We start from the raw sequence: 23,802 nt of genomic DNA, 5'->3' as shown, positions 1-23,802 counted from the left end.
CCTCGAAGAACTGACAGCCAACAACAACCGCCTCGTCAAGGCAAACGAATCCGGCTCGCACGCAGTGAACTGGGCATCGCGGATCAGCGCCGCACGCCAGTCCGGCAAGATCCCGCACTCACAGGAACTGCGCGGAAAGCAGTCCTACAGCGGCTACGAAATCAAGCTCGTCGACATCCCCGCCTGGCGGCTCACCGAACTCACCCCCATCACCGTGCCCGCCAGGCTCACCAAACCCCATGCGGCCACACGACCGCACTCGGCCCCACTCCAGACACTCCCCCGCCACGCCACCGCCGACAGGCACCACCGCATTTCACCATCACCGCCCAAGACGAATCCGTCCACATCCTCGTCCTACAGGAACACGACCACAGCAAACACATCCCCACCGACAAGGAACGCGCCGACGCCCAGAAGCACACATGGATGCGCATCCCCCGCTACGACTACACCCCCGCCAACCGGCTGCGTTTCATCCTCCGGGGCGGCACCCCGCACCGCGGCAGGGAATGGACCGACCTCGACGGCCGCCTCCTGGAAGACCAACTCGCCGAAATCGCGCAGGAAGTCGACCTCCGAGGCGAAGCCGCGGAACAACGTCGGCACGCAGACGAACAAGCCCAGGAAGCGGCACGACAGAACCGGGAAAACGCCCTGCACAAAGCCCACGCCGCATTCGCCCACGCCTATCGCGTCGAGCGCCTCGAAAAGCAGGCAGACGCGTGGCACGAAGCCAATCGCCTGACCGAATTCGTCACAGCAGTACGCGACCACGCCGCATCCCTGCCACCCGGGCAGGAACGGGCCGAGATCGAGGAGTGGCTCGCGTTCGCAGACGCCCACCTTCAGCAGCTCACGAAGGCGACCTCGGCGCCGAAGCTGCCCACGCCGCCGCACCCCGGCCGCGCAGATCTTGAGCCGTACCTCGCCACCATGAAGCCCGCCGCGAACCGAGGTCCATCCTCGGCCCCAAAGCCAGCAGGCAGAGATCCTCAGGCCGCACCCGGCAAATCATCAACCGAGTGAACAAATACCTGACGGCCTGTCAGACGAATGAATGATCAACTGACGGGCCGTCAGAAGAGCCCCATGTGCGTCAGATATGCGCCAAGATATCGCCCGTAACGCACACAACGCACACTCGCCAAAACAGCAGGTCAGCCAGCTTTTTCGGCAGGCTCAAGGATCGCGACGCACTCAACGTGCTGGGTCATCGGAAACGCGTCACGTCGGCAAGGCCGAGAGAAACAGCAGGTCAGAAGGGCTCTCCAGGCCACACGACGGATCGTTGCACGTCCGGAGCGTCAAATGAGCGTCACGGCCGGTACGCGATACCTCCGGCGGACGGTCGCTACCACCTCGCACACGGCGAGCGCCTTCGGGCGCCGACGCAGGGCTCGTTCTCGGAGCAGCTCGTCCTTGGCCTCCTCAGGCCCCAGCTCCCGCTCACCTCGTACTCGCCCAGCTCAGACAGCAGGCTCATGCGTCCAGACCACCGCGCTTGACGAGCTGGCTCGCGATGACGTTCCGCTGGATCTCGTTGGTGCCCTCGCCGACGATCATCAGCGGGGCGTCACGGAAGTAGCGTTCGACGTCGAACTCCGTGGAGTAGCCGTAACCGCCGTGGATGCGCACGGCGTCGAGGGCGATCTGCATGGCGGTCTCGGAGGCGAACAGCTTCGCCATCCCCGCCTCCATGTCCACCCGGCGGCCGGCGTCGGCCTCCCGGGCCGCGTACAGCGTGAGCTGCCGGGCGGCTGTGAGCGAAGTCGCCATGTCCGCCAGGTAGTTGCCGATCGACTGGTGCTTCCAGATCGGCTTGCCGAACGACTCCCGCTCCTGGGCGTAGGCGAGGGAGTCCTCGAACGCCGCCCGGCCGACGCCGAGGGCGCGGGCCGCGACCTGGAGACGGCCGGTCTCCAGCCCCTTCATCATCTGTGCGAAGCCCTTGCCCTCACACCCGCCGAGTACGGCATCGACCGGGGCCCGGTAGTCCTCGAAGGACAGCTCGCAGCTCTCCACGCCCTTGTAGCCGAGCTTGGGCAGGTCACGGGAGACGGTCAGCCCCGGACCGTGCTCCACGAGCAGGATCGAGATGCCGTGGTGAACCGGCGTGGCGTCCGGGTCGGTCTTGCACAGCAGAGCGATCAGGCCGGACCGGCGGGAGTTGGTGATCCAGGTTTTCGCCCCGTCGACCACGTATCCGCGATCACCGTCCTTGCGGGCGACCGTGCACATTGCCTGCAGGTCGGAGCCGCCGCCCGGCTCGGTCAGGGCCATGGTCGCGCGGATCTCGCCGGTGGCCATCCTGGGCAGGTACCGGCGCTTCTGCTCCTCGGTCCCGAAGTGCAACAGCAGCTTGGCGACCACGGTGTGGCCGCCCATCGCGCCGGCCAGGCTCATCCAGCCGCGCGCCAGTTCCTCGGTGATCAGGACATAGCACGGGGTGGAGACGGGAGTACCGCCGTACTCCTCGGGGACGGCGAGGCCGAAGACGCCGAGCCGCTTCATCTGCTCGATCAGAGCCTCGGGGTAGGTGTTCGCGTGCTCCAGTTCCCGGACGACCGGTTTCACCTCCTTGTCGACGAAGTCGCGCACCGTACGGACGATGAACTGCTCGTCCTCGGACAGGATGTCGAGGGTGCTCATGGGGGCGAGGCTCCTTGCTGAACTAGCGGGTGGCGAAGGGCGGTTCAGATGACGCGTTCGGCCCTCAGGCTGTCGATGTCGGCCGTGCCGTACCCCAGCTCGGCCAGGACCGTCTCGGTGTGTTCGCCGGCCGCGGGGACGGGATCCATACGCGGCGCGAGGCCCGCCAGGTCCGCCGGCGGCAGCAACGCCCGCACCGTGGCTCCGCCGGGAATCCGTACGTCCCGCCAGCGGTCCCGGCCGCTGAGGACCGGGTGCTCCAGGAACTCCGTCACGTCGTTCACCCCGGCGTTGGCGATGCCCGCCGCGTCCAGCAGCTTCATCACCTCGTCGCCGTCCAGCTCTCCGAACCGCTCGGCCACGATCGCGTTCAGCTCCTCGCGGTGGGCGACCCGGGAGGAGCCGCTGGCGAAACGTGGATCGGCGGCGAGCCCTGGCAGACCGAGGAACCGGTCACACAGAGCAGCCCATTCGCGCTCGTTCTGGACGGAGAACAGCACGTCCTTGCCGTCGGCGGCGGTGTAGGCGCCGTACGGGGCGATGGTGGCGTGCTGGGTGCCGAGGCGCGGGGGCTGGGTGCCGCCGAAGCGGGTGTAGTAGGCGGGTTGGTTCATCCACTCGGCCAGTGCCTCGAACAGCGAGACCTCCACGGCGCGGGCGATGCCGGTGGTGGCGCGGGTGAGCAGTGCGGTGAGGATGCCGGAGTAGGCGTACATGCCTGCGGCGATGTCGGCGATCGAGACTCCGACACGGGCGGAGCCGTGCTCGTTGCCGGTGAGCGAGACCAGGCCGGTCTGGCACTGCACCAGCAGGTCGTACGCCTTGCGGTCGGCCCACGGGCCGCTGGAACCGTAGCCCGAGATGGCACACGGGATGAGAGAGGGAAATCGTTCGGCGAGCGCATCAGCGCCCAGGCCCATGCGTGCGGCCGCGCCGGGGGCAATGTTCTGCACGAACACGTCCGCGTCTGCGAGGAGTTGCTCCAGGACGGCTCTTCCCGCGTCCGACTTCAGGTCGAGCGTGACGGACTCCTTGGACCGGTTGAGCCACACGAAGTAGCTGGACTCGCCGTGCACCGCGGTGTCGTAGCGGCGGGCGAAGTCACCTCCGCCCGGCCGCTCCACCTTGATGACCCGGGCGCCGAGGTCGGCCAGCTGGCGGGTGGCGAAGGGGGCGGCCACCGCCTGTTCGAGGCTGACGACGGTGAAGCCGGCCAGCGGCAGCGCTTCGGTGGGCTCGGTCATAGGTGGCCTCCAGGGGATGTGGGTCCCGAACCGGAGCTACCATCATGAATGCTCATGGTGATATCAGTGAAATAACATTGCGTGATACCCCCATGCGCACACCGGATGGCTGCGGAAGGAAGGCCCCCTCTTGGACATCAAGCAGCTCAAGGCGATCGTCACGGTCGCCGAGGTGGGCAGCGTCACGCGTGCCGCGGAGCTGCTGCATCTGGTGCAGCCCGCGGTGACCCGGCAGATCCGCACCCTGGAACAGGAACTCGGCGTCGACCTCTTCGAGCGGACCGGGACGGGCATGCGGCCCACCGAGGCGGGCGAGATCATGGTCGACCGTGCCCGGCGGGCCCTGAACGAGCTGGAGCGGGCTCGCGCCGAGGTGCAACCGGCCCCGGGCGAGGTCTCCGGCATCGTCACCGTCGGCCTGTTGGAAAGCACCAGTGACCTGCTTTCCGAGCCGCTGGTGACCGCCGTCGCCCGCAGCCATCCCGGCGTCGAACTTCGACTGATGACCGCCTACTCGGGGCACCTCCAGCAGTGGCTCGACGACGGCGACCTGGATCTGACCCTGCTCTACAACCTGGACAGCACGCCCTCGCTCAATGCCCACCCGCTGGTACGCGAGCGTCTGTGGGCGGTCGCTCCGCCTTCGGCCGGCCTGCGTGCCGACCGTCCGGTGCCGTTCACGGAGGCGGCGGGGCATCCGCTCGTCATGCCCGCCTCAGGGCATGCGCTGCGCCGGCTGATCGACGCGGCGGCGGTGCGCGCCGGATCCACCCTCGACGTCGTCGTACAGACCAACTCCATGCGGGTGCAGAAGCAGCTCGTCCAGGCGGGACACGGCTGGACCGTCCTGCCAGGCATCGGCATCGCCGAGGATGTGGCACAAGGCGTCCTGAGCGCCGCGCCGCTGAGCGAGCCCGACGTGTGGCGGTCGATCGTCCTCGGCACTCCGCGGTCCGGGCGCACCCCGCCCGCCGTGGAGGTCGTCGCGCGAGAGTTGGTCCGCAGGATCAACTCGGCGGTGGCCCAGGGCAAATGGCCGTCCGCCCGGATCCAGGTGACTCACGCTGCCGCCGAGGACGAGTGACGCGCAGCATCCCGAGAACACCATCGAAGGAACCTCCATGAACGACACCGGCCCCCGGTCGACCGCCATCGCCCGCGCCCAGGACGGCATCGCGCTGTCCTACCAGCGCCAGGGCTGCGGATATCCGCTCGTCCTCCTGGCCGGGCAGGCGAACAACCACCACTGATGGGACGCCGTACGCGGGGACTTCCACGCCACGCACTCCATCATCCCCCTCGACCAGCGCGGCACCGGCGACAGCGGCAAGCCCCAAGGGCCGTACTCCACACAGCAGTTCGCCGAGGACGTCATCGCCGTCCTTGATCACGCGGGCGTCGAGCGGGCCGACGTCTACGGCACCTCCATGGGCGGACGCGTGGCCCAGTGGGTGGCCGCCCACCATCCGGACCGTGTGCGGCGGCTCGTGCTGGGCTGCACCTCGCCCGGCGGCCCGCACGCCGTCGAGCGCGACAGGTCCGTACGACGGGCCCTGGCCCAGCCGGACCCGGACGCCGCCCGGCAGGCGCTGACCGACCTGATGTACTCCCCCGCCTGGCGCGCCACCCACCCCGGCCCTCACACCACCCTCGGCGATCCCGGCATGCCCCCGCACGTCCGCCACGGCCATCTGGTCGCCAGTAACGGGCACGATGCCTGGGACGCCCTCTTCCTCATCACCGCCCCCACGCTGATCCTGCACGGCGACCAGGACCGGCTCACTCCGCCGGACAACCTCTCCCTGCTCGCTGCCCGCATCCCCGACGCCCGGACGCATCTGTTTCCGGGCGCCCGCCACGCCTATTTCGAGGAGTGCCGCACGGAGGCCGGTCCGCTCGTCGAGGCGTTCCTCGGCGAAGACGCATGGTCGTAGCCGAACCACGGGTCATCGGGCCCGCGGCTCCCCGCTATGCGAGCGAGGCATGCGGGCATCACACCTTTCTATTGTCCAACCTCATCCATCAGCGCCCATGATGTGTGGCACCTCGAGCCGACCGATCAGCGGAGTCGCTACGGATGAGCCAGACACATGCCCCGGCACCCTCCTGGCAGGAGGACGTGTTCACCGCGCTGAAGAAGCGCGGAGTCCAGCAGATCGCCTACGTCCCCGACTCCGGTCACTCCCACACCATCCGTGAGGCCCGACGCGACCCCGCCATCCATGACGTGGTGCTGACCACCGAGGAAGAGGGCGTCGCCGTGGTCAGCGGGGCGTGGCTGGGCGGTCAGCGGGCGGTGCTGCTGATGCAGAGCAGCGGCGTCGGCAACTGCGTCAACATGTTCTCGCTGCTGGAGATGGCCCGGTTCCCCTTCCTCACGCTGGTGACGATGCGCGGCGAGTACGCCGAGTTCAACCCGTGGCAGGGCCCCATGGGCCGCACCACCCAGCAGGCCCTGGAACTCATGGGCATCACCGTCCTACGGGCCGACGACCCTACGGACGTCGCGGAGACCGTCGAGGCCGCCCTGGACTCGGCGTTCGAGGCCGGTGAGCGCGTCGCCGTGCTCCTTGGACAGAAGCTGATCGGCCGCAAGAAGTGGGAGCGCAACTGATGACCGTCACTCTCCCCCGCCTCGACCGGCGCCGCTTCGTCGCCGACCTGATCGGCCGCCTCCCCGAGGACGCCCTGATCGTCACCGGCCTCGGCTCGCCCAGCTACGACGTGTTCGCCGCCGGTGACCGCCCCGGCACCTTCTACCTCTGGGGCGCGATGGGCGCCGCCGCCCCACTCGCCCTCGGCCTCGCCTTGGCCCGGCCGGACCACCCGGTCGTCGCCATCACCGGCGACGGCGAACACCTCATGGGCATCGGCGCCTTGGCCACCATCGGGGCCGTACTCCCGCACAACCTGACGGTTGTGGTGCTGGACAACGCCCACTTCGGCGAGACCGGTATGCAGCCCAGCCACACCGGGCTCGGCACCGACCTCGTGGCCGTCGCCCAGGGCTTCGGCATCCGCGATGCCGTGCGGATCACCGACCTCGGCCGGACGGAAGACCTCGCCCTGCGGATCAAGGCGCGTGCGGCGACGACGTACGCACAGGTGCTGATCACCACCGACGAGCCGCCGCGCGCTCTGCCGCCCCGCGACGGCGTCGCCAACAAGAACTCCTTCCGCGCCGCACTCGGCCTGAGCACCTTCTAGCCGACGGGACTCGCCATGCAGCGCTACGAGATGTTCATCGACGGGGAGAGCCGGAAGCCCGGCGGAGGCGAATGGTTCCCCACCGACAACCCCTACCTGGGCACCCCATGGGCCGAGATCGCCAGGGGCACCACGGAAGACGTCGACGACGCCGTCCGAGCCGCCCACCACGCGCTGCACAGCGGACCCTGGGCCGAGCTCACCGCCAGCGCCCGCGGCTCGCTGCTCCGGCGGCTCGGCGACACCCTCGCCGCGAACGCCCGCCGCCTCGCGGAGACCGAAGTCCGCGACAACGGCAAGCTGTTCACGGAGATGTACGGCCAACTGACCTACTTGCCCCAGTGGTTCCACTACTACGGCGGCCTCGCCGACAAGGTCGAGGGCACCGTCCCCCCGTTGGACAAGAAGGGCTACTTCGCCTACACGAAGAAGGAGCCCGTCGGGGTCGTCGCGGTCATCACACCGTGGAACTCCCCGCTGTTGCTGCTGGCCTGGAAGATCGCCCCGGCCCTGGCCGCCGGCTGCACGGTGGTGGTCAAACCGTCGGAGTTCACCTCCGCCTCCACCCTCGAACTGGTCCGGCTCCTCCACGAGGCGGGACTGCCGCCCGGCGTGGTCAATGTCGTCACCGGCTTCGGCCAGGACGTCGGCACCGCGCTCGTTGAGCACCCTCTCGTTCGCAAGATCACGTTCACCGGCTCGGACGCCACCGGCCGCCGTATCAACCAGGCCGCCGCACGCGACTTCAAGCGCGTCAGCCTCGAACTCGGCGGCAAGTCGCCCAACATCGTCTTCGCCGACGCCGACCTGGACGCCGCCGTCAACGGCGCCGTCTCCGGCATCTTCGCCGCCACTGGACAGACCTGCATCGCCGGCTCACGGCTCTTGGTGCAGCAGCGCGTGCACGACGAGGTCGTGGGCCACCTGGTCGACCTCGCACGCACCGCCCGGATGGGCGACCCCATGGACGAGGCCACGCAGGTCGGACCCATCACCACTCCGGCCCAGTACGCCAAGGTCCTCGACTACATCGACATCGCGCAGCGCGAAGGCGCCCGGCTCGCCCTCGGCGGCAAGGCCGCGAACGGCGGAGGCCGGTTCGTCGAGCCGACCGTCTTCACCGGCGTACGCAACAGCATGCGCATCGCCCAGGAGGAGGTCTTCGGTCCCGTCCTCGCCGTGATCCCCTTCCACGACGAGGCCGAGGCCGTCACCCTCGCCAACGACAGCCGCTTCGGCCTCGGCGCCGGCGTCTGGACCAGCGACATCGGCCGCGCCTTCCGCATGGCCGACCGCATCCGCTCCGGCACCGTCTGGGTCAACACCTACCGCGCGGTCAGCTACCTGACGCCCTTCGGCGGTTTCAAGGACTCCGGCATCGGCCGCGAGAACGGCATCGGCGCCATCGCGGCGTACCTGGAGGACAAGAGCGTCTGGATCAACACCGGCGCGGCCACCGGCAATCCGTTCGTCCTGCGCTGAAAGGCCCCCAAGGACTCTCCCCGGCGACAAGAGCAACGGAGCTTCCCATGTCGCAGTCCAGCACCCCCGTCCCCGCACCGACCCGGGTCACCGCCAACGTCATACGCGGCTGTCTGGGCAACCTCGTCGAGTGGTACGACTGGTTCGTCTACGCCACCTTCAGCGTCTACTTCGCGTCCGTGTTCTTCCCCAAGGGCAACTCGACGGCCCAACTCCTGTCCACAGCAGTCGTCTTCGCCGTCGGGTTTCTGATGCGTCCGCTCGGCGGCTGGCTGCTCGGCGCATACGCCGACCGGCACGGCCGCCGCCGGGCGCTGACCCTGTCGGTCACACTCATGAGCATCGGCTCGCTGACCATCGCGTTCACCCCCTCCCACGACGCCATCGGTCTCTGGGCACCGGCTCTCCTGGTGCTGGCCAGGCTCACCCAAGGGCTTTCCGTCGGCGGCGAGTTCGGCTCCAGCGCCTCCTACCTCGCCGAGATCGCCCCGCCCGGCCGACGGGGCTTCTACTCCAGCTTCCAGTACGTGTCCATCGTGCTCGGCCAGCTCGCCGCGCTGCTCGTGATGATCGTGCTGCAGAACCTGCTGACCGAGGAGCAGTTGCAGAGCTGGGGCTGGCGTATCCCCTTCGTGATCGGCGCTGTCTCCGGTCTGGTCGTGATGTACCTGCGCCGCGCCATGGAGGAGTCGCGGCACTTCCAGGAGGAACAGGCGAAAGCCGCCGTACAGGATCCGGCCGTCAAGGAGCGCAAGGGGGTGCGGGCTCTGTTCGCCGAGTACCCGCGCGAGCTGATCGCCGTGTTCGGGCTGGCCATCGGCGGCACCGTCGCCTTCTACACCTACACCACATACCTGCAGAAGTACCTGGTGAACACGGCGGGCATCCCCAAGTCGACGGTCTCCGTCATCGGCTTCGCCGCCCTGTTCGTGTACATGGTGCTCCAGCCGGTGGCCGGCCATCTGTCCGACCGCGTCGGACGTCGCCCGGTGATGTTCGTCTTCTCCGTCGGCGGCATGCTGCTCACCGTCCCGATCATGACCGTCCTCGGCCACACCGGTAATCCGTGGATCGCCTTCCTGCTGATGACGATCGCCCTCACCATCGTGAGCTGCTACTCGGCTCTGGCCGCCGTCATCAAGGCGGAGATGTTCCCCACCAAGGTCCGGGCCCTGGGCGTCGGCCTCCCGCACGCCCTGGTCACCGCCACCTTCGGCGGGATGACGGAACCCATCGCGCTGGGTCTGAAGAACAGCGGCCACGAAATGGTCTTCTTCTGGTACGTCACCGGGTGCATCGCGCTGACCTTCCTGGCCACTCTCCTCGTACCCGAGCCGTCCCGCACGTCGCTTCTGGAGGCCGAGACCCCCGCCTCGCGTCCCCTGCCAAAGACAGCACCGCTCACCTGACCACAGCCCAGCCGCACGCAAGACCTCAAGGACAGAAGGACGATGCAGCCCACCCCACCCCCGCTCAGCACCTACGTGGAGTCGTGGACTCCGGGGCCGGTCGAGGAGGAGGACCCGCTGGGCGCCGGCCCGGCGGCGGCCCTGTCGGCCGTCCTGAACCTGCCCGACCCCGCCCACAAGGCCGGCGAACCGCTCCCCCCGCTGTGGCAGTGGCTCTACTTCCTGAACTGGCCCGCCGGGCAGGAACTCGGCGCCGACGGCCACCCGTCGAACGGCCGTTTCCTGCCGCCCCTACCCCACCGGCAGCGCATGTGGGCCGGCGGCCGCTGCACGATCACCGAGCCGCTCCGCCTCGGCGAACTCGCCGAACGGGTCAGCTCCCTCGCTTCCGTGACCGCCAAGCGGGGAAGCACCGGGGAGATGCTGTTCGTCACCGAGCGCCGCGAGTTTCGCCAGCGCGGGCGGACCTGCCTCGTGGAGGAGCAGGACATCGTCTACCGATCCGGACGCAGCGCCGGACAACACCCGTCCGTCGTCGACGAGTTGGCCCGCGCCAACGAGGGCGAGCCGTGGCAGCTTCCCCTGCGCCCTGACCCTGCCCTGCTCTTCCGATTCAGCGCCCTGACCGCGAACGCCCACCGCATCCACTACGACGCCCCGTACTGCCGGGACGAGGAGGGTTACCCCGGACTCGTCGTCCACGGCCCCCTGCTGGCTCTGCTGATGCTGGAACTCGCCCGCCGTCACGCCCCCGACCGGCAGGTGCGCTCCCTGTCGTACCGGCTGCGTCGGCCGGTGTTCGCCGGCGAACACCTCGTGGCCTGCGGCACGCCCCGGGGCGACCGCGCCGAACTGCGCGTCTCCACCCATCGGGAGGAACGACACGCCGAGGGGGAGGTGACCTTCGCATGACCCCGATCCGCTCCGCTCGCAGCCTCCTCTTCGTGCCGGGACACCGTCCCGACCGCTTCGACAAGGCCGCCTCCTCCGGCGCCGACGTGGTGATCATCGACCTTGAGGACGCGGTCGCCGCCGAGGAGAAGGACCGCGCCCGCGACAACGCCGCAGCCTGGCTCGCCCTCGGCAACCGCGCGATCGTACGGATCAACGCGCCTGGGACCCCGTGGTCCGAGGCCGACCTGCGTGTGGCGGCCGACCACGGCTGCCCGGTCATGGTGCCCAAGGCGGAGGACTCCGCCGTACTGGCCGACTTGGCTGCCCGGACGGCCGGCCGGTGCGACCTCGTCCCACTCGTCGAGACCGCACTGGGCGTGGAACGGGCGCGCGAGGTGTGCGCCACACCCGGCGTCGCCCGTGCCGCCTTCGGCAACGTCGACCTGGCCGCCCAACTCGGCATCGCACAGGACGATCACACGGCCCTGGCCCACGTACGCTCCAGACTGGTCGTCGCCTCGGCCGCGGCAGACATCTCCCCGCCCGTCGACGGCGTCACCACCGCCGTACGGGACATGGACACGCTCTCCGCCGACATCGCCCACGCCCGACGGCTGGGCTTCACGGGCAAACTCTGCGTCCATCCGTACCAACTCCTCCCCGTGACCGAAGGGTTCGCCCCGTCGGCCGAGGAAGTGCGGTGGGCACGCGCGGTCCTCGGCGCCGGGGACTCGGTCACCACGGTCGACGGGCAGATGGTCGACAAGCCGGTGCTGGAACGCGCACGACACGTCCTTGCACTGGCCCACGGACCACACGGACCGCACACCGCAGCCTGACGGGGCCGGTGCTCCGAGCAGGGTGCGGCGCAGGGCGACGCGCGTGCCCGGCCACGGCGGTGGAGTCAGTGGGGTTCGCGTGCGCTTGCGCCGCCTCGCTCGTAGGGCTGACCGTGGCCTGGTGGCCGGGAACCGCACGCTGCTGGGCTGCCGGGTTGCTCACGAGGCGGAGGCTGTCGGGCCGGACCCTTTTCCCTCAGGGCTCCGGCCCGACGCGACGGCCCCGTCGACGGTGAAGTCGACGGGGTCGTCGCGGTTCGCGCAGTGGCGGTCTGTGGCGGCTGGACGTCGCCGCCCGTACAGCCGACGTCGTCCCGAGGCCCGAGCCGTCAGGCGTCGGCGTCCGCGCGTGAGACGAGGTCCGCGATACGGGCCCACATCTGCGGCGGGTTGGAGTACATCGGGAAATGGGCGCAGTGCTCGATCTCGGCGAGCTCCACGCCGCCTTCGGCCAGGGCGGGGAGGTAGGACAGCGTGCAGTTCTGCTCCCCGTACATGAACAGCTTCGGCGCGGGAAGCCCGAGGAACCGGTCGAGCAGCTTGCCGTGGTCGGAGAGGTCGACCATGGACTCGAAGATGGCTTTGACCGCTGCGGCCCGGACCTTGTGGGGAAGGCTCGACGCGTACAGGGCGCCACCGTAGAAGCGGGAGCCGCCGACACGTTCGGCGAACCGGGCCAGGAACTCGTCGGGATCGTCGTGGGCGTGGGTGACGATCTGGCGGCTGAGGAAGCAGTCCTCGGGTGCGACGTTGCCCTCGATGTTGGTGAAGCTCGCGACCCTGCCGGGGTCGCCGTCGGCGAGCATGAGTGCGGTCAGGCCGCCCATCGAGTGCCCGACGACGTGGAACCGGTCGATCTGCCGAGCCTCCAGGACCCGTTCGGCGACGGAGACGAGGAAGGGGATGGAGACGGCGCCGAGGTCCGCGCAGGTGCTGTCGCCGCAGCCGGGCGCGTCGTAGGCCAGTACGGGCCGGTCGGCCAGCGCGGTCTGGTGGACGACATCCGCGTAGTCCTCCTTCGTCGAGCCGAAGCCGTGCAGGAAGACCAGGGGCGTGCCGGTCCCACCGCGGTGGAGGCCGGACACCTCGACGCGGGTCGCGCCGACGGTCAGCGGGAGCGTGAAGCGTTCGAGCTTCCGCACCGGGCTCATCGGACCTCCTCCAGCTGTTGTGCGGCCGTCTCATGCACCGTGGATCCGAAGGCGGTCCGCAGTCGCTCGATCGCGGTGATCAGCGTGTCGTCGTCGACAGCGAAGCACACCCGGATGTGTCCGGGGGCGTTGAACGCCTCGCCGGGTACGACCGCGAGATGGACCGTGTCGAGGAGCCACGCGGCGAGGTCGGCGCTGCTGGTCCAGCCGCGGTCGCGGAGCAGTCCGCTGACGTCGGGGAAAGCGAACATGCCGCCGTCGGGCAGTGGGCAGTCGATGCCGTCGATCCCGTTCAGCGCTTCCACCAGCAGCGCGCGCCGGCGGCGGTAGTCGCGTGCGGCCTCGACAGGGGTGCCGGTGTCGCCCAGGGCGGCGAGGGCGGCCCGCTGGTTGACCGTCGGGACATGGGTGATGGTGCGGGACACGTGCCGTCGCGCCGAGGCGATGACCTCCGGCGGCGCCGCGAGCCAGCCGACGCGCCAGCCGGTCATGGCGTGTCCCTTGGACACTCCGCCGACGACGGCGGTATGGCCACGCAGCCGCGGAGCCACCCGCAGGACCGCCTGGTAGGTCCCCGTGTAGTCGAACGCCCGGTAGATGTCGTCGCAGATGACCCAGATGCCGTGCTGCTGCGCCCAGTCGGCGATCTCCCTCAGCCGGGCCTCGGGATGGACGGCGCCACTGGGGTTGCCGGGGCTGGAAAGGATCACCGCCCGGGTGCGCGGGCCACGGCAGCTGTCGAGAGCCTCGGCCGAGAGCCGGAACGCCTCGTCGGTGGCGACCGGGACGGCGACACCGCCGGCGGCGGTGACGACCTCGGCGTGCCCGGGCCAGCCGGGCGCGGCGACCAGGACCTCATCACCGGCGTCGATCAGGGCCTGGACGGCGAGGAAGAGTGCGTGCTTCGCTCCGAGGGCGATCTGCACATCGTCCGCGCTCCAGGGGAGCCTCGTGGCACCGGCGACGGTGGTGGCGACAAGCGCGCGCAGGGCCGGGTCGCCCTGGGCCGTCCCGTAGTGGTGGGTGGCGGGGTCGCGGACCGCGGCCACGGCTGCCTCCACCACCGCGGCACTGCTGGCCGCCTGGGGTTCACCGGCGGCGAGCGTGATGACGTCCGCGCCCTGAGCCCGTAGCGCTTCCGCCCGGGCGGCCACAGCGAAGATCGGGTTGTCCGTCATCGGTGTCGTCACCGCCCGGCAGCTTCGAAGTTGTTGTACAGGTCAAGGGTGCTGCGGCCTTCCCGAAGCTGCTTCATCAGCTCGTTCTCGTAGGCCGCGCGCGCGTCGGCGCGGTCGAGGATCCGCTCGGTATCGGACGCCGGGAGGGTCACGACTCCGTCGACGTCGCCGACGACGAGGTCGCCGGTGTGGACCGTGACGCCACCGACCTTGACGGGGCGCCCGAGAACGCCGCGGAAGTCCTTGCGGGTGCCGAGGATGGAGTTGTTGCGCGAGAAGATGGGGAAGCCGAGCGCTTCTGTCTCGGCCGCGTCGCGGACGCCGCCGTCGATGAGCAGGCCCGCGATCCCGCGCTTCTGGGCGGCCACCGTGAGGATCTCGCCCCAGTGGCCGAAGCGGGCGCCGCCGAGGTCGGCGACCAGGACCGACCCGGACCGGGCCCGCAGTACGGCGTGGTGCAGGGCGAGGTTGTCGCCGCCGGCGCCCTGCACGGTGAACGCCGGGCCGCACAGCCGGGCACCGGCCCACAGCGACCGGATCTGGGGGGACAGGGCCACGGGCAGTCCGGACGCCTCGGACAGGGTCGCGCTGGAGTGGCCGCGGGCGAGGTCGTGCGTGCTCACGAGGGGTCCTTCCGGGGCTGGTCCTTCGGGGTCTGAAGCGAGTGGTAGCCGTGCCGCGCACGCGCCTCGGCGAGTGTGGCGCCGTCGCGGACGGCCTCGACGATGACCTCTTCCACTCCATCGATACGGCGGGCGATGTCCGCGACCTCGTCCCAGCGGGCGGCCGGGACGGCCACGGCGCCGTCGTCGTCGGCCACGAGGATGTCACCGGGACGGATGAGGACGCCGTCGACGGTGACGGCCGTCTGCACCGCGGACACCCGGACGCGGTCCTTGCCGGTGCGCATGAACCGGGAGACCGACCAGATCGGGTAGTCGACGTCGGTCGCGATGGCGACGTCTCGGCAGGTGCCGTGGATGACGGTGCCCGCGATGCCGCGCGCGTGTGCGGCCTGGCTCATGATTCCGCCCCACACCGTGCAGTCGGTGCGGCCGGCGTTGTCGATCAGGATCACCGCGCCGGCGGGGACGTCGTCCAGGAAGTCGCCCACCGTGCCGCCGGCCTCGTCGACCGGTTCGTAGGTGACGGTGAAGACCGGTCCAACCGTCCGCTGGCCCTGGCGCAGCGCGCCGATGCCGTGGAGTGAGCCGGGGAGCCCGAGTGAGTCGAGGGCGTCGGAGACCGACGCGGTGGACAGGTCGGTGACGAGGTTCGAGGTGGCGGTGGGGTCACTCATCGGACCGACTCCTTCTCTCCGGCGAGGCGGGCGTCGTGCATGGCCTGGGAGAGGGGCGCGCCCGCGCGCACCTCGTCCGCGATGGCGCGCTCCCGGGCGACGGTCGCGGTGGCGATCTCGGCCACTTCCTCGGCCCGGTCCCGCGGGACGACGACGAGTCCGGTCTCGTCGGCAAGGACGACGTCGCCCTGCGCGACCGTGAGCCCGGCGACGCCTACCGGCTCGCCGGTGGAGCGCTGCTGCAGCCTGCCCCGCGCCGTGGCCGGGATCGCCCCCCGCGAGAACACAGGGAAGTCCAGCTCACGGGCCTCCGCCACGTCGCGGCACACGCCGTCGGCGACGACGCCGCGCACACCACGAAGGGAAGCGCCCAGGCTCAGGATGCCGCCCCAGCACGACACGTCGGTACGGCCCTGGTTGTCGACGACGATCACGCTCCGGTCGTCCGCGTTCTCGATGGCCGTGGTGGCGATGTGGGCTCCGGCCGGGCCTTCGGCGCGCGGTTCGAGGCCCACGGTGACGGCGAATCCCACCACTGCCGCGGGGCCCCACACCGGACGGACGCCACCGACTCCGGGAGGAAGCCCGAGCTGGTCGAGCGCGTCGCTGACCGCGGCGGAGTCGAGCGCCGCGAAGCGGTCCAGGAGAGATGAGTTGCTCATGGCTTCCACTTCAACAGCCACCAGCTATATTCGGAAGGTCTGATTTCCTCTATCAATAAGAGGTTGAGCGAATCATGGTCGGGATCCGGCAGGCCCGCTATTTCGTCGCGGTCGCCGAAGAACTCCACTTCGGCCGCGCGGCGCAGCGGTTGCATATGTCCCAGCCACCGCTGTCCCAGGCGATCAAGCAGCTTGAACAGCAGCTCGGCTGTCAACTGCTGCACCGTACCCAGCGGTCGGCCGCCCTCAGCCCCGCCGGAGCCGTGTTCCTGGACCACTGCCGCACCCTGATCCGGCAGGCCGAGGAAGCCGAGACCGCCGCCCGACAGGCCGCCACCGGGCGCGGCGGACGACTGAGCCTGGGCGCCGTCGCCTCGGCCTTCTCCTGGCCTTTGCCGCTCGTACTGGAGCGGTTCCACGAGGCTCTGCCGGACGTCGAGATCCGCACTCAGGAGATCGACACCCACGAGGCCGCGGCAGGGCTCCTCGACCGCTCGCTCGACTGGGCGATCGTGCGCCAGACCGCCCCCGTCCGCGGCACTACGGCAACCTCGCTCTACGCCGACCGGTTCGTCGCCGCCCTGCCGGTCCGCCATCCAGCCGCCGAAGCCTCCGGATCGCTGGACCTGGCGGACCTTGCGGGCGCTCCGTGGGTATGGCTGCACCGCCATATCTCGCCGGACTACCACGACGCCATGGCGGCCCTGTGCCGAGCAGCCGGCTTCAGCCCCGTCCCCAACCACTGGGCACGGTCGGTGACCTCACAGATCGCCATGGTCGAATGCGGCCTCGGCGTCACCGTCGTGCCTGCCACCGCGTCCGCGTCACACCCCGCCGTCCGGTTCAGACCACTCCGCCACGCTACGGCGACCATCGAACTCACCGCCATGACGAGATCCCACCCCGGCGCGTTGGCCGAACGCCTCACCGCCCTGGCGACACGACTGACCACAGCACAGGCACCGCCACCGCACAACTGACTGCGGACGGACCCTCGAGAGCACCCGTCCCGACAGCAACGGGCAAATGCGCTGACGTCCCGTCAGGATCAGCGTCAGATGAGCGTCGAAATGACTTCTCGCCGTCCCCGCGAAGATCAGGCCACGGATCCCTCATCCAACATGCCTATGCACTAACCGCAGGTCAAAGGCGCTCGTCAGTCACCTGACAGGCTCCACGTCATGCGCACCCGGAAACAGGTCCGTACGCACCGTCAAGGGCCGAGCGCGCCAGAGAAAGACGCAGGTCAGGCGCCCTTCGCGGCAGGCTCCAAAATCGCCACACACTCCACATGATGAGTCATCGAAAAGCTATCGGATTGAGCAGGTCTCGGAAAGGGCCAGGTCAGAGGCCATTTCTCGGCTCGTTATCCCGTCTGCAGGAGCCCAGAGCGTCAAACGAGCGTCATGACGCACAGCACATCCCTCCTCTCCGGAACGGAAGGTTGCCACAGCCAAGTGCCCCAGCAGGGCCCATTGGCTCGGCAGGCGCGCTTGTGGGCTTTCGGGCTGACCGGCTGGCGCACCCGATGAAGTCGGGCCCTCTGCAATCCATCGAGAACGCTAGGGCCTCGGTCTAGTCACTGGAGTCCCGCTGACCTGCGCCGACCCGGATCGGTCGCAAACGAAGTTGCCGGGTGTGCTTACGAGTTGGTGCAGTCCGCACGCTGCAACACCGCAGTATCTGCAGGTTGAAACGCTGCTTGGTGTGCGTCGAGCTGGAGGAGGAACTTCACGCCGTCCCGAAGATCACGTGTGTCACGAGCTGGGCCCCGGCGGAGCTAGCCGCCGGGGTCTCCGACCCGGAGATCATCGAAGCTGCCAAGGGTGACGAACGCATTTCCATTGCCTTGTGTCCGTCTCTCCACGCCAAGCTCTACCGTGCTGACGGCCGCTGTCTGGTCAGCTCCGCCAACCTGACCGGCAAAGCCACTGGACGCGTACCGAACGCCAACGTGGAACTGTCGTTGAAGGTGCCGATCGACCACCCCGAAGTACAGCGGCCCGGTCCAGTAGGTCGCCTCCGCACCCCAGGCGCGCAGCTAGGAGACCGGTCGGTCGGTGCTCGAACCCGTCCTCGCCGAGGCAGGCGGCTGGCTCGCCCAGGACCTCGCACGGCTCGAACGGGCATTGGTGGCGGGCATCCACTCCCTGATCACGGTGCCCCTGCGAGCACGCGGCGTGACCCTCGGGGTCGTCAGCTTCTACCGCTCCGAGCAGCCGGCCCCGTTCGAAGACGACGACCTGTCCCTGGCCCAGGAACTGGTCGGCCGCGCGACGATCTGCATCGACAACGCCCGCCGCTACACCCGCGAACACAACACCGCCCTCGCCCTGCAGCGCAGCCTGCTGCCCCGAGGCCGCCCCGACCAGAGCGCGGTCGAGGTCGCGTACCGCTACCTGTCCGCGCAGGCGGGGGTAGGCGGTGACTGGTTCGACGTGATCCCGATCTCCGGCGCCCGCGTCGCACTGGTCGTCGGGGACGTCGTCGGCCACGGTCTGCACGCCGCCGCGACCATGGGCCGGCTGTGCACCGCCGTCGACAACTTCTGCTCCCTGGACCTGCCCCGGACGGCCTCCTCACCCACCTCGACAACCTGGTCGCACGTCTCGACCGGGGCGAGGGCTGGGCGGTGAAAATCACCCACCAGGACTCCAGCGTCATCGGCGCGACCTGCCTGTACGCCGTCTACGACCCGGCGTCCCAGCACTGCACCCTCACCCGCGCCGGGCACCCCATGCCCGCGATCGTCGGCCCCGACGGTGACGTGGACTTCGTCGACCTGCCCTCGAGATCGCCGCCCGGCCTCGGCGGCATGCCCTTCGAGACGGTCGAGCTGGGAACTGGCCGAGGGCAGCCAGCTGGTCCTCTACACCGACGGCCTCGTCGAGGACCGGCACCAGGACATCGACACCGGCCTGGACCAGCTCCGTACCGTCCTGGCCTGCGCCGGCCGGTCCCTGGAGGTCACCTGCGAGGCGGTCCTCGACGCCCTGCTGCCCACCCGCCCGAGCGACGACGTGGTTCTCCTCGTCGCCCAGCTCACCGCACGCTGGGGACCCGCTACACCTCCGACGGCAAGATCATCTGGACCGAACAGCCACTGCCCTGACGACAGCCGCCCCACCTTGGCGTCCATGACCCAGCCGTGATCCACGGCCCCTGGCCCCGCCTCCAAGGCCCCGCCACCCACGTCGACTCCCCTCCCGCGCGGAAGGCCCGGCGACCGTATGCAACGGGACCCCCTACGGCCTTGGTTTGCCTTCCCTGCCACGTAGTGACGACAGGACCAGGCGCCCGTACCGGGTGGTGAGTACTGCCGCTGTGACGGCGATCGAGAGGGCGAGCGCGATGTACAGGTGTGCCACGGAATGGTCGTCGAGGACCTGCAGGATGCCGAGCGCCGTACCGAGAGGCAGGCCGAGAATGGTCAGGACGCCCAGCGCTCCGCTGATTTGCTGGCTCTCCTGCGTCTGCACGAGCCTGCTGTAGTCGGCTGCTTCGGCGAGGATCTCGTTGAATCTCACGGGCAGCCGGTGCTGGTTCTGGAAGGCGAGCAACAGATCGTTCGCCGTGCCGTGGGCGGTGAGGTGCTGCCGCCAGTAGGTGCTGCGGAAGACCGCGATGTTCCTCTCCAATGCCGAGAGGCGACGTGCCGGCTGGGGTGAGACGAATATCTCGGAGAGCTCGTCGGTGAGCTCGTCGATGTGATCGCGTTGCAAAGCCCCTAGGAGCAGAGCGTCGAGATAGACGGTACGGGAGTGCAGCGCACCGTAGGTGAAGAAGTCACCCTCCCCTGTGTCTGTCCGGTGGCCGAGGAAAGCGGTCCCTTGACGCAGTACCAGGGCGCTCCAGTCCGCCGAGATCCTGACCGTGTCCTTGAGCTGCTCACCAGCGGTCTCCGGCGGCAGGGGGAAGTCCTCCGGAGTGGAGCGTGACGCCAAATGCCACAGCCAACGGTCCGCGGTGGCGGGCAGTTCACCTTCGAGGCCGGCGCGAAGGGCCGGGGTGTGCTGCGCCGCAGGGCTCAGGAAGGCGATGGTGTAGGGCCGGGCGTCGAAGGACGGCGCGTCGGCCGCGCGAAGGTCGGCGACCCCGTCGAGCAGCCGGGCCGGGTCGAACGGTCCGGAGAGCGGTGCGTCGGCTTCACGCGGTAGCCGCCCGGCCAGGGCCCGCACCACGGGCAGCAGGGGCCTTTCCACCGTGAAGTGCAGAACGGCGAGCGCGTGTTGGGGCTTGCGGGCCGTGGCCGCGCGGAGCAGTTCCATACCGAGCAGACGCATGCCGTCGTGCTTGACGTCGAGCGGCAGGTGCCAGCGGCAGGGTTTTCCCGGCGCCCCGTACAGCGCACGGGCGGAAGCGGGAGTGAAGTACGTCGACCGGATCCGGGCGTCGGTGCTGCGGTTGCCCATGTCGAAGGGGAAGGGCCCTTCGGACCACTCGGGGACGCGCAGCAGCCGTACGGGCAGCACGACGGTCAGCTCCTGGCGCGCTCCTGTGACGTCGTCGAGCGGCGGAACGCCGGCGGTCATCGGCGGTGCTCGGCGGCGCCGGCGTCCTTGACGATGAAGACAGGACGGGTCATCATCCCGCCCTCGTCGCACTGGGCCGTCGGCTCCTCGCAGCGAGCTCGCGCATCGCCGTGCTCCACGATTCTCCTCGTATGTCTCTCGGTCGTCCCCAGCTGACGCCGGGTGCGCCGCACAGCCACGGCGCAACAGCCGGAACGCAGACTATCGCGGACCCCTGCGAAGCGACGGCGAACGGCATCCCGCCGCCGTCGGACGGCATAGTCGGATAGCCTCTGGACCGTGCTTTCACGTGAACTCCAGAGCAGGATCGACCGGTTGTGGGACGCTTTCTGGTCGGGCGGTTTGTCGAATCCGCTGGAGATCCTGGAACAGATCACGTACCTGCTGTTCATACGGATGCTCGACGTCCGGCATACTTCTCAGGAACGGGACGCCGCTTCCGCCAGCGCACCGGTCGACTCCGTGAGTACGCCGCTGCTGAACGAACGGCTGCGCTGGTCACGCCTGTTGGACGAGGCGCCGCAACACATGTTCGCCACGGTCCGCGACGAGATTTTCCCCTTGCTCCGCACCTACGGCAACGACAACCCGGAATTCCTCGGGCACTTCGCTGACGCGCGCTTCAGCATCCCCACACCTGGATTGCTCGCAAAGGTTGTCGACACGCTTGAGGGCGTACCCCTCGACGCGGTGGGCATCGGCGGCGACGTGTACGAGTACATGCTGGGCAAAGTCGCGAAAGCGGGCCACAACGGGCAATTCTGGACGCCGCGGCACATCGCCCAGCTCATGGTGGAAATGACGGCTCCCCAGCCCGGAGAGGTCATCTGCGACCCCGCATGCGGGGGTGCCGGATTCCTCGTCGCGGCAGCGGAGTACGTCAACCGGAACCGGCCCGAGACGCCGGAGGGGCCAGCCCGGCACGAGCAGGTCGGCGAAACCACGTTCCAGGGCTTCGACTTCGACACCACGATGCTGCGAATCGGCTCGATGAACATGTGGCTCCACGGGGTACAGAGCCCAGACATCCGCTATCGCGATTCGCTCGCGCAGAACACGGTCGAGGACAGCGGGCGGTACTCGCTGGTCCTCACCAACCCACCCTTCGCGGGCAGCCTCGACTACGACGCCGCTGCTGACGATCTCCAGCGAGTCATCCAGACGAAGAAGACCGAGTTGCTCTTCGTGGCCCTGGTGCTGCAACTGCTCAAACCCGGCGGGCGGGCGGCGGTCATCGTCCCGGACGGTGTTCTCTTCGGCTCAACCAAGGCCCACAAAGAACTACGAAGAATCCTTGTCGAGGATCACCGAATCGATGCCTTGGTGAAACTTCCCAGCGGTGTGTTCAGGCCCTACGCAGGTGTGTCCACGTCGATCCTCTTCCTGACGAAGACCAGCGGCAGGGGCACGGACAGCGTCTGGTTCTACGACGTCACGGCGGACGGGCGGAGTCTCGATGACCGGCGCACACCGCTCCTCTCCCCGGAAAAGCTCGGCCCGACCCCGAGCGAAAGGCTTGATCGGTCTGAGCACGCCAAGAACAACCTTCCTGACGTAGTGAGCCGCTGGCTGCTGCGCCACACGAGCGAACGCGGCCGCAGGCCGAGCGAACAGAGCTTTCTGGTTTCGAAGAAGGAGATCGCCAAGAGTGGCTACAACCTTTCCCTGAACTACTACAGGCAGGCCCACGAGACGAAGGAGCTGGCTCGAGACAGTGTGCGGCTGGGGGACTTCGCCGAAATCTGCGGCGGTTCGGTCGCAGCAAGGGAGACGGGTCCAGCAGCGCCCTCGGGCGACCCGGACGTGCGGAGAAGAGTGTTGCAACCTTCTCTGCTGGCCTCCCATCTCTGCCCCGTCGAGACCCTTCCGGTGCGCAAGGACCGGCGCGAGCCCCGGTGGAGGCTACGAGAAGGCGACATAGTCGGTCGCGACCTGGCGAACGTACGGCACTGGACGATTCTCCCCGCGGAATATGAGGGCGTGCAGCCCGGCCAGGGCCTGATCGTCATCAGGCCCCTGGAGAATCCAGTACCTTCCGAATATCTCGTCACCTATCTTTCGAGCCCTCAAGCAGAGCAGCAGATTCAGCTTTACGATGTCATTCCTCGCATCAGGCGCGCTGGCCTAGCTGATATCCGTGTCCCGATATGCGAAGGAGACTTCGAGGAAGTTCGTACATCCATCGCCCGACTCGCAGAGGGGCAGGTCGAGTCGGAAAAGATCCGGGACCAGCTTCGCGCCGCACGGCTGCGTATCTTCGAGAAGGGGTCGAGCAACGAGCGTCGCGCGAGACTCGACGAAGCGGCGGAACTGAGTTCGCTGATCGCCCAGAATCTCCGAAAGCAGAGCGAGCCATACAGGATCTTCCAGGAGACGTATCCTTATGGAATTGCTCGGGCGGTGCGGAAGTTCCGGCACAGCACGTCGCACGCGGAGAAGCATGAGGCTGCCCTACAGTGTGTGGAGTCGCTCATCCTTTCCCTCGGCATCGTCGCCCATGCCATTGCCGCGAACCGTGGGCGACAGGATCTGCCCGAGATCGTTCAGTGGAAGCAGGCCGTAGGAGGCGGTGGTGTGGCACTGGGGCACTGGGTAGCGGTCATTCGAGCCGTAGGAGCAGACGCCAAGGAAATCGGCGATCCCGCATCCGGGCTGGCTGAGGCCGCAACCCAAAAGAAAGGGAAAATGGGATTAATGGCGGATCTCTCCGCTCTTGTGACCCTGAGAAACAAGATCAGGCACGGTGCGGGGCCGCGGACGCGGGCGGAATTCGACAGGAGCCTGGAAAAACTGGAGCGACTGATGTTCAGCAGTTTGTCCTGGTGTACATTCTTGGCGCGAGCCCGGTGGGTGCACATGGACAGGCTTCGTTGGCTTCCCGTAGTGGGAAAGTTCGAAGTTTCGGGCCTCGTACTCATGGGCGATCACCCTGATTTCGAGCCCATCACTTTCCAGACTGACGTCCCCTTGGTCGATGGCAGCCTCTACATGCTGACGCCGCAGAACGAGCCGATACAGCTCTCGCCCTTCTGCCTGCTCGAGGACTGTCCCACCTGCCTGGCCCCCGAACTCTATTACCCGGACCGGCTCACCGCCTCCACGGCACTGCTGAAAAGCCTTGACCGGGGACATGAGCTGGAAAGCGACACCGTATACGCCTCGTTGCGGCCATGGACACAAGCATGAACAAGGTGAAATCGACTGTCCGCAGCTCAGCCGGCTCGATTCCGAGACGTCCGCCTCTAGTTGGCT

General features: G+C 68.7%; 19 protein-coding genes and 2 pseudogenes. 12 read left to right on the top strand and 9 right to left on the bottom strand.

The genetic code is table 11. The annotated features are described in order from the left end of the window. Positions 1–429 precede the first annotated feature (429 nt). Positions 430–1,029 (top strand): hypothetical protein, encoded by a 600-nt coding sequence (locus ACIBK5_RS40865; RefSeq protein WP_399028106.1) that lies wholly within the window; start codon positions 430–432, stop codon positions 1,027–1,029. A 453-nt stretch (positions 1,030–1,482) separates the two neighbouring features. On the opposite strand, the gene ACIBK5_RS40860 is transcribed toward ACIBK5_RS40865, so the two are convergent. Both ACIBK5_RS40860 and ACIBK5_RS40855 read right to left on the bottom strand, forming a co-directional pair. Further along, positions 1,483–2,652, bottom strand: a complete 1,170-nt coding sequence (locus ACIBK5_RS40860; RefSeq protein WP_399028104.1) for an acyl-CoA dehydrogenase family protein — start codon at positions 2,650–2,652, stop codon at positions 1,483–1,485. A gap of 44 nt (positions 2,653–2,696) precedes the next feature. After that, entirely contained in the window at positions 2,697–3,896 is a 1,200-nt protein-coding gene (locus ACIBK5_RS40855) for a CaiB/BaiF CoA transferase family protein (RefSeq protein WP_399028102.1), read from the bottom strand. A 130-nt stretch (positions 3,897–4,026) separates the two neighbouring features. Between ACIBK5_RS40855 and ACIBK5_RS40850 the strand changes: the two genes are divergently transcribed. The 8 genes and pseudogenes from ACIBK5_RS40850 to ACIBK5_RS40815 all read left to right on the top strand — a co-directional run bounded on the left by ACIBK5_RS40850 (position 4,027) and on the right by ACIBK5_RS40815 (position 11,727). Then, positions 4,027–4,980, top strand: a complete 954-nt coding sequence (locus ACIBK5_RS40850; RefSeq protein ID WP_399028100.1) for a LysR family transcriptional regulator — start codon at positions 4,027–4,029, stop codon at positions 4,978–4,980. 37 nt (positions 4,981–5,017) lie between these two features. Next, positions 5,018–5,830, top strand: a pseudogene (locus tag ACIBK5_RS40845) (alpha/beta fold hydrolase). Positions 5,831–5,973: 143 nt separating this feature from the next. Further along, on the top strand, positions 5,974–6,510 hold the full coding sequence (locus ACIBK5_RS40840) for a phosphonopyruvate decarboxylase (protein WP_399028098.1): 537 nt from the start codon (positions 5,974–5,976) through the stop codon (positions 6,508–6,510). Next, the gene (locus ACIBK5_RS40835) at positions 6,510–7,103 is read left to right on the top strand and encodes a thiamine pyrophosphate-dependent enzyme (RefSeq protein WP_376647776.1); all 594 of its coding nucleotides are present in this window, start codon (positions 6,510–6,512) and stop codon (positions 7,101–7,103) included. The genes ACIBK5_RS40840 and ACIBK5_RS40835 overlap by 1 nt, the downstream gene beginning before the upstream one ends. A gap of 15 nt (positions 7,104–7,118) precedes the next feature. Then, the gene (locus ACIBK5_RS40830) at positions 7,119–8,585 is read left to right on the top strand and encodes an aldehyde dehydrogenase (RefSeq protein ID WP_399028096.1); all 1,467 of its coding nucleotides are present in this window, start codon (positions 7,119–7,121) and stop codon (positions 8,583–8,585) included. 47 nt (positions 8,586–8,632) lie between these two features. Next, positions 8,633–9,994, top strand: coding sequence for an MFS transporter (locus tag ACIBK5_RS40825; protein WP_399028094.1), 1,362 nt, complete (start codon positions 8,633–8,635; stop codon positions 9,992–9,994). 42 nt (positions 9,995–10,036) lie between these two features. Continuing rightward, positions 10,037–10,906 (top strand): hypothetical protein, encoded by an 870-nt coding sequence (locus tag ACIBK5_RS40820; RefSeq protein ID WP_399028092.1) that lies wholly within the window; start codon positions 10,037–10,039, stop codon positions 10,904–10,906. Then, positions 10,903–11,727 (top strand): HpcH/HpaI aldolase/citrate lyase family protein, encoded by an 825-nt coding sequence (locus ACIBK5_RS40815; RefSeq protein WP_399028090.1) that lies wholly within the window; start codon positions 10,903–10,905, stop codon positions 11,725–11,727. The genes ACIBK5_RS40820 and ACIBK5_RS40815 overlap by 4 nt, the downstream gene beginning before the upstream one ends. Before the next feature lie 329 nt (positions 11,728–12,056). Here ACIBK5_RS40815 and ACIBK5_RS40810 read toward each other — a convergent pair whose 3' ends face one another. The 5 genes from ACIBK5_RS40810 to ACIBK5_RS40790 are packed head-to-tail and all read right to left on the bottom strand — an operon-like array spanning position 12,057 to position 16,018. After that, positions 12,057–12,878, bottom strand: coding sequence for an alpha/beta fold hydrolase (locus ACIBK5_RS40810; RefSeq protein WP_399028088.1), 822 nt, complete (start codon positions 12,876–12,878; stop codon positions 12,057–12,059). Then, the gene (locus ACIBK5_RS40805) at positions 12,875–14,068 is read right to left on the bottom strand and encodes an aminotransferase class I/II-fold pyridoxal phosphate-dependent enzyme (protein WP_399028086.1); all 1,194 of its coding nucleotides are present in this window, start codon (positions 14,066–14,068) and stop codon (positions 12,875–12,877) included. Before ACIBK5_RS40805 ends, ACIBK5_RS40810 begins: the two co-directional genes overlap by 4 nt. After that, complete coding sequence (locus ACIBK5_RS40800) at positions 14,065–14,679, bottom strand: RraA family protein (protein WP_399028084.1); 615 nt, start codon at positions 14,677–14,679, stop codon at positions 14,065–14,067. The genes ACIBK5_RS40805 and ACIBK5_RS40800 overlap by 4 nt, the downstream gene beginning before the upstream one ends. Beyond that, positions 14,676–15,356: an RraA family protein gene (locus ACIBK5_RS40795; protein ID WP_399028082.1), complete on the bottom strand. Its 681-nt coding sequence runs from the start codon at positions 15,354–15,356 to the stop codon at positions 14,676–14,678. Before ACIBK5_RS40795 ends, ACIBK5_RS40800 begins: the two co-directional genes overlap by 4 nt. Further along, positions 15,353–16,018, bottom strand: coding sequence for an RraA family protein (locus tag ACIBK5_RS40790; protein ID WP_388459246.1), 666 nt, complete (start codon positions 16,016–16,018; stop codon positions 15,353–15,355). Before ACIBK5_RS40790 ends, ACIBK5_RS40795 begins: the two co-directional genes overlap by 4 nt. Before the next feature lie 74 nt (positions 16,019–16,092). Here ACIBK5_RS40790 and ACIBK5_RS40785 point away from each other — a divergent pair, with 74 nt between their 5' ends. Further along, complete coding sequence (locus ACIBK5_RS40785) at positions 16,093–16,998, top strand: LysR substrate-binding domain-containing protein (protein ID WP_399028080.1); 906 nt, start codon at positions 16,093–16,095, stop codon at positions 16,996–16,998. A gap of 1,035 nt (positions 16,999–18,033) precedes the next feature. Beyond that, positions 18,034–19,068 (top strand): annotated as a pseudogene (locus ACIBK5_RS40780) (PP2C family protein-serine/threonine phosphatase); the annotation flags it as partial. Positions 19,069–19,263: 195 nt separating this feature from the next. Here ACIBK5_RS40780 and ACIBK5_RS40775 read toward each other — a convergent pair. Beyond that, complete coding sequence (locus ACIBK5_RS40775; RefSeq protein ID WP_399028078.1) at positions 19,264–20,550, bottom strand: hypothetical protein; 1,287 nt, start codon at positions 20,548–20,550, stop codon at positions 19,264–19,266. Beyond that, complete coding sequence (locus ACIBK5_RS40770; RefSeq protein ID WP_399028076.1) at positions 20,547–20,669, bottom strand: hypothetical protein; 123 nt, start codon at positions 20,667–20,669, stop codon at positions 20,547–20,549. Before ACIBK5_RS40770 ends, ACIBK5_RS40775 begins: the two co-directional genes overlap by 4 nt. A gap of 160 nt (positions 20,670–20,829) precedes the next feature. On the opposite strand from ACIBK5_RS40770, the gene ACIBK5_RS40765 reads away from it, so the two are divergent. Beyond that, positions 20,830–23,736, top strand: a complete 2,907-nt coding sequence (locus tag ACIBK5_RS40765) for an N-6 DNA methylase (RefSeq protein WP_399028074.1) — start codon at positions 20,830–20,832, stop codon at positions 23,734–23,736. Positions 23,737–23,802 lie beyond the last annotated feature (66 nt).

This window comes from Streptomyces sp. NPDC050546 (assembly GCF_044457425.1).
Classification (GTDB): Bacteria; Actinomycetota; Actinomycetes; order Streptomycetales; family Streptomycetaceae; genus Streptomyces.
Note: the sequence above shows the minus strand (reverse complement) of the source record. Positions and strands in the feature narration are given on the sequence as shown.

Excerpts from the sequence above, each read along its gene's own strand:
- ACIBK5_RS40855 (WP_399028102.1), bottom strand. The coding sequence starts at position 3,896 with ATGACCGAGCCCACCGAAGCGCTGCCGCTGGCCGGCTTCACCGTCGTC.
- ACIBK5_RS40835 (WP_376647776.1), top strand. The coding sequence starts at position 6,510 with ATGACCGTCACTCTCCCCCGCCTCGACCGGCGCCGCTTCGTCGCCGAC.
- ACIBK5_RS40840 (WP_399028098.1), top strand. The coding sequence starts at position 5,974 with ATGAGCCAGACACATGCCCCGGCACCCTCCTGGCAGGAGGACGTGTTC.
- ACIBK5_RS40795 (WP_399028082.1), bottom strand. The coding sequence starts at position 15,356 with ATGAGTGACCCCACCGCCACCTCGAACCTCGTCACCGACCTGTCCACC.
- ACIBK5_RS40860 (WP_399028104.1), bottom strand. The coding sequence starts at position 2,652 with ATGAGCACCCTCGACATCCTGTCCGAGGACGAGCAGTTCATCGTCCGT.
- ACIBK5_RS40865 (WP_399028106.1), top strand. The coding sequence starts at position 430 with ATGCGCATCCCCCGCTACGACTACACCCCCGCCAACCGGCTGCGTTTC.
- ACIBK5_RS40820 (WP_399028092.1), top strand. The coding sequence starts at position 10,037 with ATGCAGCCCACCCCACCCCCGCTCAGCACCTACGTGGAGTCGTGGACT.
- ACIBK5_RS40825 (WP_399028094.1), top strand. The coding sequence starts at position 8,633 with ATGTCGCAGTCCAGCACCCCCGTCCCCGCACCGACCCGGGTCACCGCC.
- ACIBK5_RS40830 (WP_399028096.1), top strand. The coding sequence starts at position 7,119 with ATGCAGCGCTACGAGATGTTCATCGACGGGGAGAGCCGGAAGCCCGGC.
- ACIBK5_RS40775 (WP_399028078.1), bottom strand. The coding sequence starts at position 20,550 with ATGACCGCCGGCGTTCCGCCGCTCGACGACGTCACAGGAGCGCGCCAG.
- ACIBK5_RS40790 (WP_388459246.1), bottom strand. The coding sequence starts at position 16,018 with ATGAGCAACTCATCTCTCCTGGACCGCTTCGCGGCGCTCGACTCCGCC.
- ACIBK5_RS40785 (WP_399028080.1), top strand. The coding sequence starts at position 16,093 with ATGGTCGGGATCCGGCAGGCCCGCTATTTCGTCGCGGTCGCCGAAGAA.
- ACIBK5_RS40810 (WP_399028088.1), bottom strand. The coding sequence starts at position 12,878 with ATGAGCCCGGTGCGGAAGCTCGAACGCTTCACGCTCCCGCTGACCGTC.
- ACIBK5_RS40815 (WP_399028090.1), top strand. The coding sequence starts at position 10,903 with ATGACCCCGATCCGCTCCGCTCGCAGCCTCCTCTTCGTGCCGGGACAC.